This window comes from Chryseotalea sanaruensis, assembly GCF_003990915.1.
Lineage (GTDB): Bacteria > Bacteroidota > Bacteroidia > Cytophagales > Cyclobacteriaceae > Chryseotalea > Chryseotalea sanaruensis.
This window is the reverse complement of the sequence record NZ_BHXQ01000004.1, coordinates 173,050-189,779: the sequence shown is the minus strand read 5'-3', so window position 1 is coordinate 189,779 and position 16,730 is coordinate 173,050. Positions and strand designations below refer to the sequence as shown.

At 39.9% G+C, this 16,730-nt stretch carries 9 protein-coding genes; 7 read left to right on the top strand and 2 right to left on the bottom strand.

Annotated elements, in window-relative coordinates; genetic code table 11:
- The first annotated feature begins 150 nt into the window (after positions 1-150).
- The 7 genes from dnaK to SanaruYs_RS11545 all read left to right on the top strand — a co-directional run bounded on the left by dnaK (position 151) and on the right by SanaruYs_RS11545 (position 10,475).
- The gene (dnaK, locus tag SanaruYs_RS11575; RefSeq protein WP_127122722.1) at positions 151-2,061 is read left to right on the top strand and encodes a molecular chaperone DnaK; all 1,911 of its coding nucleotides are present in this window, start codon (positions 151-153) and stop codon (positions 2,059-2,061) included.
- 150 nt (positions 2,062-2,211) lie between these two features.
- Positions 2,212-3,108, top strand: a complete 897-nt coding sequence (locus SanaruYs_RS11570) for a DUF4382 domain-containing protein (protein ID WP_160118647.1) — start codon at positions 2,212-2,214, stop codon at positions 3,106-3,108.
- A gap of 137 nt (positions 3,109-3,245) precedes the next feature.
- Positions 3,246-4,193 carry a DUF4382 domain-containing protein gene (locus tag SanaruYs_RS11565; RefSeq protein ID WP_127122720.1) on the top strand — a complete coding sequence of 316 codons (948 nt, stop codon included), beginning with the start codon at positions 3,246-3,248 and terminating at the stop codon, positions 4,191-4,193.
- Positions 4,194-4,364: 171 nt separating this feature from the next.
- The gene (locus tag SanaruYs_RS11560) at positions 4,365-5,690 is read left to right on the top strand and encodes an aspartate kinase (RefSeq protein WP_246011901.1); all 1,326 of its coding nucleotides are present in this window, start codon (positions 4,365-4,367) and stop codon (positions 5,688-5,690) included.
- A 255-nt stretch (positions 5,691-5,945) separates the two neighbouring features.
- The gene (gene nhaD, locus SanaruYs_RS11555) at positions 5,946-7,256 is read left to right on the top strand and encodes a sodium:proton antiporter NhaD (protein ID WP_127122719.1); all 1,311 of its coding nucleotides are present in this window, start codon (positions 5,946-5,948) and stop codon (positions 7,254-7,256) included.
- 103 nt (positions 7,257-7,359) lie between these two features.
- A complete protein-coding gene (locus SanaruYs_RS11550) occupies positions 7,360-9,318 on the top strand; it encodes a S9 family peptidase (RefSeq protein WP_127122718.1) in 1,959 nt (652 codons plus the stop codon).
- 110 nt (positions 9,319-9,428) lie between these two features.
- Positions 9,429-10,475, top strand: coding sequence for a nucleoid-associated protein (locus tag SanaruYs_RS11545; protein ID WP_127122717.1), 1,047 nt, complete (start codon positions 9,429-9,431; stop codon positions 10,473-10,475).
- 157 nt (positions 10,476-10,632) lie between these two features.
- Here SanaruYs_RS11545 and SanaruYs_RS11540 read toward each other — a convergent pair whose 3' ends face one another.
- Complete coding sequence (locus SanaruYs_RS11540) at positions 10,633-12,087, bottom strand: SGBP N-terminal domain-containing protein (protein WP_127122716.1); 1,455 nt, start codon at positions 12,085-12,087, stop codon at positions 10,633-10,635.
- Between the two features lie 189 nt (positions 12,088-12,276).
- Positions 12,277-16,443, bottom strand: a complete 4,167-nt coding sequence (locus SanaruYs_RS11535; RefSeq protein WP_127122715.1) for a BspA family leucine-rich repeat surface protein — start codon at positions 16,441-16,443, stop codon at positions 12,277-12,279.
- Positions 16,444-16,730: the final 287 nt, after the last annotated feature.

Genomic DNA, 16,730 nt, shown 5'->3' with positions numbered 1-16,730 from the left:
GCAGTCCAAATTACAGCCTAAGCTTAGGTTTATTCAGTGAATACTGTCAACCTGTCACTTTTTTGGCAGAAATATGCTCGCTATTGCTAATGGCACAGTGATTGACAAAGGGTAGGAAATACTTGTAGCGAACAACAGAAATTTAAGATTATGGGAAAAATAATTGGTATCGACTTAGGAACAACCAACTCGTGCGTAGCCGTAATGGAGGGCAGCGAACCAGTGGTGATAGCCAACAGCGAAGGCCGCAGAACAACGCCTTCTATCGTTGGTTTTTTGGACAACGGTAAGGGTGAGCGCAAAGTGGGTGATCCGGCAAAGCGTCAGGCCATTACTAACCCAAAAAATACAGTGCAGTCCATCAAGCGCTTCATGGGTAAAAAGTTTGGTGAAGTGAGTGGTGAGAAGAAAATGGTTTCTTATGAAGTAGAAGCCGGTAACAATGATACAGTGCGCGTGCGTATTGGTGATCGTTTGTATACTGCTCAGGAAATTTCAGCAATGATTCTTCAGAAAATGAAGAGCACCGCTGAAGACTATTTAGGCACTACAGTAACAGAAGCTGTAATTACAGTACCTGCTTACTTTAACGATGCAGAACGTCAGGCTACAAAAGAAGCTGGACAGATTGCTGGCTTGGATGTAAAACGTATTATCAACGAACCAACAGCGGCAGCGCTTGCTTATGGTTTGGATAAGAAGAACAAAGACATGAAGATTGCGGTGTACGACTTAGGTGGTGGTACATTCGATATTTCAGTACTTGAATTAGGTGATGGTGTATTTGAAGTGAAATCTACTAATGGTGATGTACACCTTGGTGGTGATGACTTTGATATGCGCATTATGAACTGGTTAGCTGATGAATTTAAAGCTGACAAAAACATTGACTTGCGCAAAGACCCTATGGCGCTTCAGCGCTTGAAGGAAGCTTCTGAAAAAGCGAAGATTGAATTGTCGAGCTCTACCGAAACTGAAATCAACTTGCCTTACATCACCTCTATTGATGGTGTACCTGAGCACTTAGTGAAGAAACTTTCTCGTGCTAAGTTCGAGCAACTGGCTGATGATTTGATCAAGAGAACATTGGAACCTTGTAAGAAAGCTGTTGCTGATTCTGGTTACTCTGTAAGTGAAATTGATGAAGTGATTTTGGTGGGTGGTTCTACGCGTATTCCTCGCATACAGGAAGAGGTAGAGAAATTCTTTGGCAAGAAACCTTCTAAGGGTGTAAACCCTGATGAAGTTGTAGCGGTAGGTGCTGCGATTCAAGGTGGTGTGTTGACTGGCGAAGTGAAAGACGTATTGTTGTTAGATGTTACACCTCTTTCTTTAGGTATTGAAACCATGGGTGGTGTGATGACTAAACTGATTGAATCAAACACAACGATTCCTTCTAAAAAGTCTGAAACATTCTCAACGGCATCTGATAGCCAGCCTTCAGTAGAAATACATGTGTTGCAAGGCGAGCGCCCGATGGCACGCGACAACCGTACGATCGGAAGATTCCACTTAGATGGTATTCCTCCTGCTCCACGCGGTGTACCTCAAATTGAAGTAATCTTTGACATTGATGCCAACGGTATCTTACACGTAGCTGCAAAAGATAAAGGCACAGGTAAAGAGCAGAAGATTCGTATTGAAGCTTCTTCTGGATTAACTGATGCTGAGATTCAAAGGATGAAGCAGGAAGCTGAGGCTAATGCTGAGTCTGATAAGAAAGAGAAAGAGAAGATTGAGAAAATCAATCAGGCTGACTCACTTATATTCCAAACTGAAACACAGTTGAAGGAATACGGAGAGAAACTTTCTGAAGGAAATAAGACCGCCATTAACAGTGCGCTTGAAACCCTTAGAACTGCACACAAGTCGCAAGACTTAGCCGGCATTGATGCTGGTATGGCAGCACTAAATAATGCATGGCAGGCAGCTTCAACTGAAATGTATCAGGGTGGTGCCCAAGCTGGTGCTCCTACTGATGGAGCTACCAACAATGGCGCCAACGCAGGGGCTGGTGGTAATCCGGATGTATCGGATGTACAATATGAAGAGGTTAAATAATTAACTTAATTCAAGTTTTAGACAAGCCCCGCTTAACAGCGGGGCTTTGTTGTTTATGGGCAAAAGTGTTTGTTCACCGACCTATGCACTTTACCGAAGGCTACCAGCCACTATGTTTACGTATACATGTACAAACAACTTACAAATCTTATGAAAAAAATAATTCGTTTAACCACACTCTTTTTTGCGCTGTTGGCGGTGTCATTGATGTCCTGCACAGAAGAATCGGCTAAAGGAAAAGTTCAGCTGTACATTACAGATGCCCCCGTGGATGATGCCAATGTTGACGCTGTTTTCTTAAGCATTATTGGTGTTGAGTTGAAAAACAATGATGGGTGGCAAACCATTGCAGCCTACGATGAGCCTGTAACTGTAAACATCCTTGACTACCAGGAGGGTAATGCACTTTTTTTAACGGAAGAAGAAATAAGTGCAGGTACTTACACCGAAGCGAGATTAATATTGGATGCACCAGCTGAAAATGTTCCTGCTGCGAACAACCCCGGCTGTTATCTTCGTTATAAAGACGGAAGTACACAAGCGCTCTTTATCCCAAGTGGCGCACAATCTGGCTATAAAGTAAAGGGCTCTTTTACACTAGCTGCAGGTGGTACTGTGGCGGTAACGCTTGATTTTGACGTGCGCAAATCTATAGTAGTTGCAGGGGCAAGCGAACGTTTCGTGCTAAAACCGGTGGTTCGATTAGTGGCTAATCAGGATGCCGCATTAATTGAAGGCGATTACCTTGATTTTACTGAAGGTACAAGAGTAGTAGTTTACGCTTATGAAGCTGGTGGATTTACAACAGGTGAAAGTGAGGCAGATGCTGACGGTATTCGTTTTCCTAATGCCATAACAAGTACACAGTTGAATGCTGAAGGTGAATTTACACTAGCCTTTATGAATGCAGGTGATTATGAACTTGTGTTTGTTACGGTAGATGGAGAAGGGGAATTGGTTGATTTAATCGGAACCATAGATGCCACACTTACCGCTGGGGTTCGCTTAGATTTGGATATTGATTTGGCCGCCCTAGCGCTGCTTTGATCAGCAAAACGTTAATCACACAGTAATAAAGTCTAGGGCTGATACTTGAAAATCCTAAGTAATTTTCAGTGTCGGCCCTTTTATTTTTAGAGTTTAAAAAGCACTAACTTTAAATCCATATTAAAACTACATCTACCATGCCTCGTAGATTAATCCTAAGGTCTTTCAATAAAAACACATACTATTTATTTATAGTGTGGCTAAGTCTTGTAACGGGGGCTTGTATTGACAACGAAGCCCTTAGGGGACGTATTATCATAAATCTAACTGATGCTCCAGTAGATGCCTCGAACATAAAGGAGGTTAATATTGCTATTCGTAGCATTGAGGTTTTAAAAAAAGGCAGCGAAACCTGGCAAACCATTAAGTCATTTGAAGAGCCCAGAACCATCGATCTTTTATCTTTTTCGGAAGGCAAGGCCTATGATCTTACTGAGCAATACCTAACACCTGGAGAATATCTGGGTATCAGACTAGAACTTAACTTGGCCAATGTAGACAACGGACTTACAGTCTTTCCACAAAGCAATATCGTGTTTACCAACAATACACAGGAGGTGCTTTTTGTTCAGGCGGGTGGCGATAGTTATGTAGAGTCCATGGAGGCATTTTCAATTGTTACCAATCAGACTACTTTTTTAACCTTGGATTTCGATGTCAGAAAATCCGTGCTCTTAACCAATAGTGGTTATGCACTTGACCCCCAGATGCGCGTTGTAAAAACTGATAATAGTGGTACTATCGATGGTCAATTCCGAGACTTTGCCGATTATCCTAAGATGATTGCCGTGGCCTATAAACCGGGCTCCTTTAATACCAACGAAGCTGCTAATGAACGGGCTTTTGCTAATTCAGTTTCCAGCACAAATGTGAATGCAAACGTGAGCGGACGGTTTACACTTGCTTTTTTAGAGCAAGGCAACTATGATGTTGTTTTTGCCGCACTTAATAACGATGGTACGATTGCTTCTATGCTTGGTAAGGTGCCAAACGTTAAAGTTGATAAAGGAGAAATTACATCTGTGTGCGCCCAGCTAACCGCACCGCTGGTACAAGGTAACTGCGTACAAACAGACCCGCTCTAATAATTCGATCCAATGTCGTTTAGTTAAGCCTTTTTTTAGCCTCACCTCCAATCCTCTCCAAAGGAAAGGATGAACATGGAAGCTTAGCTAAATGACATTGATATTTAAATCCCTTAGCTCTTTTACACTAACGCAGCGTCACTATCTTTGTCGCCTTAAAAAATAAAATCTATGGCGATCATCATGAAATTCGGAGGCACTTCGGTTGGCAGGCCGGAGCGCATGAAAAAAATTGCAAACCTTGTAAGCAGCTCACCCGGGCGAAAGGTTGTTGTACTCTCTGCCCTTTCTGGCACGACCAACGCACTTGTGGCAATTGGTGATGCCTTACTTAAAAAGGATGCTGCAAAAGCTGAAGCTGAGATTGCTACACTGGAAAAACATTATCTAGCCTTTGTCGATGAATTATACTCCACCGAAGCTTTCAAGGCTATAGGTCATGAAATAGTAAGCAGGTTTTTTGTTTTCATTCGTATGCTGGCTGCAGGCGAATTCGATGATAAGAGTTATCGTGAACTACTGGCACAGGGAGAGTTGATGTCAACCGAAATGTTTTACCAGCATTTGCAGGAAATTAAAATTCCTTCACGCCTTTTACCGGCACTTCATTTCATGAGCATTGACGAGAATGAGGAGCCTGAATTGGAAAAAATTGCTGTGAGATTAAAACCTCTGGTTGACTCACTTAAAAATATTGACATAATTATTACACAAGGCTATATCTGCCGAAATCACCGAAATGAGATCGATAATTTAAAACGTGGTGGTAGCGACTACACTGCATCGCTTGTAGGTGCTGCCATTAGAGCTGAGGAGATTCAGATTTGGACAGACATTGACGGTATGCACAATAACGATCCACGTATTGTAAAAAAGACAATGCCTATCTCTGAGCTGACTTTCGATGAGGCTTCAGAACTTGCCTATTTTGGTGCAAAGATTTTACACCCAGCCACCATTGTACCCGCACAGAAGTACAACGTGCCCGTGCGTTTAAAGAACACCATGGATGAAAAAGCTTTCGGTACAATTATTACCAGCAAAAGCACTGAAGGAACTTTTAAAGCTGTTGCAGCTAAAGATGGCATTACGGCCATTAAAATAAAGTCATCACGCATGTTGATGGCCTATGGTTTTTTAAGAAGGGTATTTGAAATATTTGAACAATACAAAACACCAATCGATATGATCACTACTTCAGAAGTAGCCGTATCATTAACGATTGACACAAATACAAATCTTGATAAAATTGAAGTAGAGCTTAAGAAGTTCGGCTCCATTGAAATTGATAATAACCAAACAATCATCTGTATTGTAGGGCATCAGATTGCTACACAAAAAGGTGCTTTGAAAAAAGTGTTTGATGCGCTGGAAGGTATTTCTATACGCATGGTTTCCTGTGGAGGAAGTAACAATAATATCTCCGTTCTGGTGGATACAGAATATAAAGAAGAGGCACTGATAGCCCTTAACGAGGGACTTTTCAATTTGCGTTAATAAATTGTTAACCTAATGTCGTTTAGCCAAGCCCTTTTTATGGCCTCACCTATAATCCTCTCCTTCGGAAAGGATTAAAATGGAAACTTAACTAAACGACATTCATCTGGTAATCCTGTAATGACATTCATCATAACAAGAGATTGAATGAATCAGGAGGAGCAATGATTTTAATAACCATTGATCAAAAAATTGGCAGGCAGTTTTTATTGCCTGCTTTTTTTTTACATCTTTCAGGGACTAATCAGCTGCACTATGGAACTCTTCATCGTATTATTATTTGTTCTCGGTTATCTGGCAATTGCTTTCGAACATCCCATAAAGGTTAACAAAACAGCTTCGGCACTATTAACGGGTGTTTTATGCTGGACGTTGTATGCCCTCTCATCCCAAGATTCCATAGACATTATTGGTGAAGATTTATCACATCACTTAGGTGAAATTGCAGCTATCCTTTTCTTCCTAATGGGCGCCATGACTATAGTTGAGTTAGTGGATGCTTACCAAGGATTTAGGATTATTACTGATCGCATTAATACCAAAAATCCTAAAGTTTTACTTTGGATAATCTGTATTGTTACATTTTTTCTTTCTGCCATTCTCGATAACCTTACTACATCTATTGTAATGGTCTCGTTAATTCGCAAGCTCGTTCCTAATAAAGATATGCGTTGGTTTTTTGGAGGCATGATTGTAATTGCAGCTAATGCCGGTGGTGCCTGGTCGCCCATTGGTGATGTTACCACTACTATGCTTTGGATAGGTGGCCAAATAAGTGCTAGTAATATTATACTGACACTCTTTTTACCAAGTCTTGTCTGCATGATTATCCCATTGGTTTACTTGCAGTTTACATTAAAGGGTGAATTAGGTTTGCATGCAGGTAGTCATGTTCACGGTGACGGGCATGGACATGGTAAAGAAGTTAAAGGGTCGAAGGCTATGTTTTTTCTTGGTGTAGGCGGATTAATTTCTGTACCTATTTTTAAAACAGTAACACATCTTCCCCCATACCTAGGCATGTTATTAGCGCTGGGTGTATTGTGGGTTGTTTCTGAATTAATTAATCCAGATATGGATGATAAAGAGAAAAGACCTTATACCGCAGCCGGTGCCTTGTCTCGCATTGATGTGCCCAGTGTACTTTTCTTTTTAGGAATTTTACTAGCTGTTGGTGCTTTGCAGTCGATGGGTACACTCGCTAATTTCTCAAGGTTCCTAGACGAATCAATCGGTGATCAGCGTATCATCATAACCCTGGTTGGCATTCTTTCTTCTATAGTAGATAACGTGCCTTTGGTAGCCGCCAGCATGGGCATGTACGATATGACAATCTACTACCAGGATCACTTGATTTGGGAATACCTGGCGTATTGCGCTGGTACAGGTGGTAGTGTATTAATTATCGGATCCGCTGCTGGTGTAGCTGTTATGGGCATGGAGAAAATTGACTTTATCTGGTATGTTAAAAGAATATCACTTCTTGCCCTATTGGGTTATTTTGCAGGTGCTATTGTGTACCTGATTATTCAACCCTACCTAGCCGTTCATCCACCTGTACACTAATACTTTGGCGGAACTTTTAGAATATAGCTGTTGACAAATCCGCTTGTCTAAATTATTGATATTAAGTAAATGAATATGAGTACATTCATACAAAGCATTTTGTATGAAGTACACAGAAAGAATCCTCGCATTGACACTCTTAGCCATAATATGGCAAAGCTGTAGTCAAACCAAAGAAAAACCAGAAATTCCGGCCTACACCATCGCACAATTTATGGACATCGTGCAGATAAGTGGAGGAGCATTCTCGCCAGATGAGACTAAACTGTTGATATCATCTAAAGCAACAGGTATTTTTAATGCTTATGAAATTGATATTGCTACAGGTGAGCAAAAGCCACTAACCAGTTCGAATGACAATGCTATTTTCGCACAATCTTATTTTCCGGAAGATGGACGCGTGCTATTTACAAGCGATAGAGGTGGTAATGAAATCACGCATTTATTTGTACGGAGTAACGAAGGCAATACTATTGACCTGATTAAGGATAGTACAGCGAAAGCACAATTTTACGGATGGAGTCACAATAAGAAGCTGATGTACTATGCTTCCAACGGTCGCGATAAGCGTTATTTTGATTTGTATCGCATACAACTAGGCAATGAACAGGAAGGTAATGTTTATCCTGCCACCCTTGTCTATAAAAATGAAGAGGGTTACGATATCGGAAGTATCTCCAATGATGATCGCTACATCGCTCTCACCAAAACCATTACTACCACCAACAACGATATGTATCTGCTAGATACACAAAGTGGTAAGGTTAAACATCTCTCGGCTCACGAAGGTGAAGTTTCATTTAACCCGCAGTACTTTAGTCTGGATGGAAAGAAACTATTTTATACTACTGATGAGGGTAGCGAGTTTGCCTATTTAGCGAGTTATAATATTGCAACAGGCGAAAAAGAAAAAGTAGAAGAAGCACCATGGGATATTATGGGATCATATATATCACGCAACGGTACTTATCGTGTTACCGTAATTAACAATGATGCGCGCACTGAAATAAAAATATACGATGAAAGCTATGGTGGGAATGAAATAAAAATTGAAGGACTACCTGATGGCGATGTGACAGGAGTTAATATATCTGACAGTGAAAAACTGATGTCCTTTTACGTGACCAGTTCCAAATCGCCAGCCAACCTTTTCGTCTACAATTTTGAAACCAAGGAGATCAAACAGCTAACCAATAGCATGAGCAAGGAGATTAATCCTGAACATTTGGTAGCCGGAGAGGTAGTGCGTTTTAAATCTTTTGATGGCATGGAAATACCGTGCTTACTCTACAAGCCTAAAACATTGGTGGAAGGTGAAAAATCTCCTGCCTTGTTATGGATACATGGTGGACCCGGTGGACAAACAAGATTAAACTACTCCCCTATCATTCAACATTTGGTTAATCATGGCTACACCATTTTGGCAGTGAATAATCGTGGCAGCTCTGGTTATGGAAAAAGTTTTTATGCTGCGGATGATCGAAAGCATGGTGATGTTGATTTGAAAGATTGTGTTGAATCTAAGAAACTACTGGCATCACTGGGCTATGTTGACATGGATAAAGTCGGTATTTTGGGAGGTAGTTATGGAGGTTATATGGTAATGGCTGCACTAACTTTTACTCCAGAAGAGTTTAAAGTGGGTGTTAACTTATTTGGTGTTACTAACTGGCTGAGAACCTTAAAGAGCATTCCACCATGGTGGGCATCATTCAGAAATGCCTTGTATACAGAGTTGGGCGATCCAAACACCATAGACTCTGTCGCGCTTTACAATAAATCGCCATTATTCTTTACACAAAATATTACCAAACCTTTTATTGTGTTTCAGGGCAGCAATGACCCACGAGTGTTGCAAGTAGAATCAGACGAGATTGTGGCCAACGCAAGAAAAAATAATGTGCCGGTAGAATATATCATTTTCCCCGATGAAGGACACGGATTTGTTAAAAAGGAAAACAACATTAAAACTTCGCAGGAGATGCTGAAGTTTTTAGACAAATACCTGAAAGGCTTACCAGACGATCAGGCGGGTGAACAAGTAGTAAGCCCTGTTAAATAAAAGAATACAAAAACATAAAAGGCTACCCTGAGGCTAAAACCACAGGGCAGCCTTTTTTATTTATTAAATTAATTCATTTTTAACATCTTCGCAGCTTCAAATTGCATTCTATGGTTCTATACGACTCCGCTAAAATCAGGCATATCTCTGCACACAAAATAGGCAACAAAACCAATGGCGAAGACCTGATTGCTTCGAGAAGCGAATTAGAAATTGCTGATGAAGGTCGTGAACAGTTGATTTCTTATTTTTTAAAATCTTTCACTTCTGAAGAATATTATCACCTTAGTTCTACTGATGGCGATTTTCAACTAAACCCTTTATATCAGTTTGCCAAAGACGTGTTTGAATCCGGGAAACAGTTTCACAATCGCTCCGTAAGTATTGCCAAACATTTATATGAGGTCTCACTTCATCCGCAGATTAAATCAGGCGATTTATTTGTTTCCTTATTCTCTGATGTATTAGTAGATGGAGAGAAGACAGATGTGCTCGGTATATTCAAATCAGAAAGTAAAAGTTCAATTTTAAAACTGACTACGCACAAGCAAGGTGAGTTCGAACTCACTTTCGATGAAGGGATTAGTTTAGAAAAACTTGATAAGGCTTGTCTCATTTATAATTTAGATGAAGACAGTGGTTATCGTGTATCCATTGTTGACCGGACTAGCAAATCAAGCGATGCACAATATTGGCGAGAACTTTTCTTGCGTGTTGTACCTGTTAATAACCATTTTCAGGCAACATTAAATGTATTGGATATTACCAGGCATTATGTAGCTGATCAGATCACTGAAGAGTTTGATTTATCGAGGGCAGACCAACTTTCCTATCTGACAAAATCCATCGACTATTTTAAAAAGCACGATGAGTTCAATCAGCGTGAATTCGAAAATGAAGTTTTTGAAGATCCTGAACTGATAAAATCCTTCAGAAAATTTGAGAACAATTTCAGAGATCAATTAGATATGGAGCGCGAGGATTCCTTCACCATATCTGCTGAAGTAGTTAAGAAACAAGCAAGGGTTTTTAAAAGTGTATTGAAGCTGGACAAAAACTTTCACATTTATATTCATGGTGACCGTGAGTTAATTGAACGCGGTGTGGAGAAAGATGGAAGGAAGTATTACAAGATTTATTATACGAATGAACTCTGATTACTTTTACTTTGACACCTGCAAACCAGAGGAATAAACTCTTCTTTATTGTAAGCTGTGAAGGCTTTAAAAAAATACGAGTTGCAGTAAACTGCAACTCGTATTTTTTCTTATTATCTAAATGTCTTGATTCATGAGATCAAGCATTGAGAAACAATTATTGCTTGATTTGAATGATCTCGCCATACTCTTCGCTTACTTCAAAATCTACTTCAATTAAAATCGAGTATGATGCCTTAGGGAAATCGTTTGGAATTAAAAAGGTTACCTCTGTTCCTTCGTCATTAACAACAGCACTTCTTACAATAGTGGTGCCACCTAAAAAAGGAATAAAGTTGATGTTGGTAGCAAATCCTTGTTTTTTAAGGTTCTGACCTGTTATAACCATTGTCTCGCCTAATGAATATGAGAATTTATCAATGTTAGTGATAATTGGTGTGGTTGGCGGTAAGGTTACCGTAATTGTTTGTGTGTTGTAAAACGTTGTCTTGTCATTAGACGTAACATTGAGTGTATAAACATCCACAGGAACGCTGTTAGGAATTGTTACTTCAATTGAAGTGGTGGTTTCGCTCACTATGTCAAGCGTGTAGGATGTATTTTCTTTTGATAATTTCACAATATTACCAGATGCTTGAAAATATTTTCCTGTGATTTGCAAGTTTTGCCCTCTTTCTACTGAAGCTTTATCGACTAAAGTGATCTGTGGTGCAGGAAGCACTACAGTAAATGTTTCGGGCATCGTTAGCTGTTGGTTGTTAATGACTACCTTAACTTTGTATTGCCCTAAAGGCATAGTTTCTGGCAATAAAAGGCCAATTGAAGTATTGTTAACTATAACGAATGTAGTTATATCTACAGTAGCCTGATTTGCCTGGTTCGTCCAAACTACTTTTACATTAGCTGCTTCAGTACCGAAGTTAGTTCCCTTAACTAATAAATACCCAGCTTGTGCAATTTCTGTTGAACCAATATGCGCATCAATGGTAAAGTTAACGTTAGGGTCAAGAGATACAGTTACTTCGTAGGCTTGTTGTGTACCATCTTCAGCTGTAACCGTATAAATGGCAGGTGCTGTAAAGTCAACAACTGTACCTGAAGTTGGCACAACTGTAGCTTCTGGTGACACCTCAACAACAGGAGCAAGTGTTGCTACGTTTAGGGCGTTAGGGACAAGAAGTGTTACTTTTTTTGTGGCCTCATTGATAGTGCCTGATACTTCTGGTGTTAGGTTTAGTTTGAAAGAAAGTATTTTTTTCTCATTGCTTTCTAATTCAGTAACTGTAACCAAATATTCTTGAGTCGATCCATCCTCAGCAGTTACTGTGTAAACTACCGGGTTAGAAAAATTGACAGCTACATCTGATGCCGGAGAAATCTGGGCACCTTCCGATATTTCAATAGTGGGAGTAAGTGCATTTACTGCTGTTCCGTTTGGTACTGATACAGCGATTAATTTTGTTGATTCATCAATTGTTCCGACTACCTCTGGTGTAAGTGCCGAAAATTTAAAGTTTATAATTTGATTCTGATTGCTTTTTGGTGTTTCGTCATCACAACTAATGATGATAGTAATAAAAAGTAAGAAGATCAGGATTTTAGAAATTTTCATTGATTTACTTTGGTTAATTAATTTTTAATAGTGTTTTTGACGATTCAAAGATATGTGTTGTCAAACTGTTAAGTCGAGATCAATAATATATTTTAGTGAATAAGAGTACTAATTACTATTTGCAAAAAGTACATCAGCGATTTATCAAAAAAGTATTAGTTATTGAATTGCATTTTTACGTTGCTCACACTATTGCTTATTTATGCGTTGTGTAATTACCTGCTTTTCATTTTTTATGTATACAAGGTATATGCCCCGCGCTAAGGCTTCAGTATTTACCTGTATGTATTTACTCCCAGTAGTGGTTGCAACTAAACGACCTGTAACATCGTAAAGCATAACTTCTGTAATATTCGAAAATGCCATGACATCAATATTGAGTATGTCTTGCACTGGATTAGGATAAACAGAAACAGTGGATGACAAAGGCTGTTCCGCTTCAGTAATAATAAGTGGTAAGGGATCTGAGTTTTCGCTAGTACATTCCTCTATCACAGTAACAAGCGTATAGACACCTGATTGCGTTGCTGTAAGGGTGGGTGTAGTGGCTACAGATGCCCCGCCCAAATACCATACATTACCGATGGCAGCACTGGAGGTAAGCACAGTGGTAAGCAGCTCACTAACACTAATGGTGGGTTTAGCAGGGTTGATACAAAATGTTTGATCCACCGAAACGGCTGCGGTATAGTTAGCATCGCCCGTTTGTATAGCTTGTAAAGTTGCCTGGCCTGGTGCAGTTATGGTTATAGTGTTTTCATTAACAGTAATATTATCTGTTACAGCACTAAATATTACTGGAAGACCTGCGGAAGACGTAGCACTTACCGTAAACGGGGCATCGCCCATGACTTTAACCGGCAAAGAATTGAATGTAATGATTTGTGTGTTTTTATTGACCACCAAATCTTGCATAACAGAAGTAGCTGCTGTATAAGTAGCATCTCCATTTTGCGAGGCAGTAATGGTGGTAGTGCCTGCTCCCACTATTGTTACCCTATCACCCCATACAGTAGCTACATTTTCATTTGAGCTGGAATAACTAACAAACAAACCAGATGAGGAAGTAGCAGTTAAATCAAAAGAAAAATCACCAAAGGTTTTAGCCGGAAGCGCATCGAAAGTAATGGTTTGATTAACTTTATTTACAGTCAACTCCTGATTAACCGAAGAGGCCGGATTGTAATCATCATCACCTGACTGGTTGGCTACTATGGTTGTAGTGCCTACTCCTACTATAGTTACAGCACTACCTGATATAGTAGCCACATTTTCATCGGAACTGGAATAACTCACTGTTAAACCGGAAGATGCAATCGCTGTTAAATCAAAAGGAGAGTCCAGCACTGATTTTGCAGCCAGTGCACTAAAAGTAATTGTCTGATCAATTTTGTTTACAGTCAATACCTGATTAACCGAAGTAGCTGCATAATAATCATCATTGCCTGACTGAAGAGCCGTAATGGTTGTACTACCTGCTCCTACTATGGTTATGGTATTCCCTGATATGGTTGCTACATTTTCATCGGAGCTGGAATAACTCACTAACAAATTCGAAGAGGAGGTAGCTGTTAAATCAAAAGGCAAATCGAGCGTTGACTTAGGGGGTAGTGCATTAAAAGCAATCGTCTGGCCTAGCTTTACCTGCAAAACTCTCTGTACATTAATGGCTGAGTTATAATTTACATTACCTGCTTGAGAAGTAGTAATAGTGGTAAGGCCTGCTCCTACAATGGTAACTGTACTGCCCGATATGGTCGCTACATTTTCATCGGAACTAGAATAAGTCACTGGTAAATTAGAAGAAGAGGTGGCTGTTAAATCAAAAGGTACATCCAGTGTTGACTTTACAGATGGTGTATCAAAAGTAATTGTTTGATTAGCCTTTTTTATGGTCAATACCTGATCAACTGATGGGGCTGCATAATAATCATCATTCCCTGACTGAAGGGCTGTGATAGTAGAAGTACCGGCTCCCACGATGGTTACTGTACTGCCTGAGATTGTGGCCACATTCTCATCGGAACTGGAATAGCTCACTGACAAATCGGAAGAGGCAGTGGCCGTTAAATCAAAAGCCGGATCAACATAGGTTTTATCCAGAAGGACATCGAAAGTAACAGTTTGATTATATTTCACAATTAACGCTCGCTGTACAGAGGTAGCAGCACTGAAGTACTCATCTCCATTCTGGGATGCCGTTATGGTAGTGATGCCCTTTTCCACTATCGTTACCATTTTACCAGAAAGTGTAGCGACATCATCATTGGCGTTGGTTAAGGTTACCGGAAGTCCGGAGGATGAACTAACAACAAGTTCAAAGTCAGCGTCTCCCACACTTTTGTTCGGTATAACTTGAAAAGTAATGGTTTGTTCACAGTTTTTGATATCACCGGTAATGATCCATCCATGAGTACTAACCAAAACGCTGCGCGCAGCTTCTCCTACACAATACCTAAGACCTATAACGCCAAAAGTAACTCCCGGTTTTACATTTTGAAGTGCCCAAGCTTGTAAGATAGCATCATAATTCCCTCGGGATAGCTTTGAACCTGGGAACATTAAACTCATGTCTGATACATTGCTTATGTTCCAGCTATTGAGTGATTGATTGAAAGAGGAGGCGCGGAAAAACATACTCACCATGCTCGTCACGTTGCTTACGTTCCAGCTACCAAGTGGCTGGTTAAAAGAGGTGGCATCGCCAAACATCAAACTCATATTTGTTACATTGCTTACATCCCAACTATCCAAGGGATAATTAAAGGAAGTGGCATAGTAAAACATCCTATGCATGGTTATAACATTACTCACATTCCAATTACCCAACGGTTGATTGAAAGAGGATGCATTGGAAAACATTGTACTCATATTGGCTACATTACTAACATCCCAGGTATCGATTGGTTGGTTAAAGGAAGCGGCTCCGGAAAACATGAAACTCATATCTGTTACATTGCCTACATTCCAACTATTAATCGGTTGATTGAAAGCAATGGTTCCGTAAAACATACCTTTCATAATGGTTACACTACTTACATCCCAACTATCAATAGGTTGGTTAAATGCTGTGGCTCCAAAAAACATATAATACATATCCGTTACAGCACTTACATTCCAATTACCAATTGGCTGATCGAAAGTAGTAGCTTCATAAAACATATTCCTCATATTCGTTACATTACCTACATTCCAACTGCTAAGCGGTTGATTGAAAGCTACGGCTTTGTAAAACATACTATTCATATTGGTTACATTACTCACATCCCAACTATCAATTGACTGGTTAAACACCGTGGTTGAGGAAAACATAAACTCCATGTTTGTAACATTGCTTACATTCCAATTAGCAAGTGGTTGATTAAAGGAGGTAGCGAAAGAAAACATCTGGTTCATACTCGTTACATTACCCACATCCCAACTTTCCAAAGGCTGATTGAAGGCCGAAGCAACCTGGAACATAAGATCCATATTCGTTACATTACTCACATTCCAATTATCAAGCGGTTGATTAAAGGAGGTGGCTTGCCTAAACATATAGATCATACTTGTTACATTACTTACATCCCAACTATTCAGTGGTTGATTAAAAGAAGTAGCGTCCCAAAACATAGAATTCATAGACGTTACACCACTCACATTCCAACTATCCAGGGGTTGATTAAAGGAAGTGGCTCGGAAAAAAAATCCATACATAGATGATACATTGCTTACATCCCAACTATCTATAGGTTGGTTAAAGGAGGTTGCCTTATAAAACATCTCGCTCATAGTCACTACGTTACTTACATCCCAATTACCCAATGGTTGATTAAAGGAAGTGGCCTCGTAAAACAAAGCACCCATACTGACTACATTACTCACGTCCCAACTATCAATTGGTTGGTTAAAGGAAGTGGCGTAAGCAAACATCTGCCTCATAATTGTAACGTTGGTCAAATCAGGAGTATCTTCAGCGGGTATGGTTAAGTTGTTGCAGCCCATAAATGCCCTATCCATTGAGGTCCATGCTATACTCCCCCACTGTTCTACAGTGAGTAGTTTAGATTTATCACCTGTATAGTTGAAGTAAATACGTGGAAAAGCACCTGTAATCTCTATGCGATAAACGCCCGCTGTTCCAAACTCTATTGTATGGCTGCCTGTTACATTGTTAACAGTACCATTGTGGGTGGCATTCCCCACTTCTTCCCAGTATATAGCATAGTTGTACCCACCCCCTGAAGTTGGTATGGTAATTTGGGTGGTGGTACTGGTACCGGGGTTATCAGTTTTCCAAGTGGTGATAAAGGCCTGTGCGCTTGCCTGAACTGCTGTTAGCAAGAGAAATGCTGAGAATAATATTGCTTTTTTCATTGATTAATAATTCTTTGTAGGGGCTAGCGTATCTCCGCGGAATCAATGGTTTTTGGCTGCACGCTAAGTAAGTGGGATAGGAGCTTTTGAAATTAGACGTAAAAATAATAAAAATCAACCAAAATACTTCAACATACCAACGGAACTCTACTGGCTTTCTATGACTGATATACTGCTTGGCGTTTTGGAAGGAGATAGTGACCTTTAGACTAAAAAAGAAAGCACATGATCAATGGTATTCAGATTTGTGAATACAAAATCTGAATAATTATTTAAGAAGTTTTCTT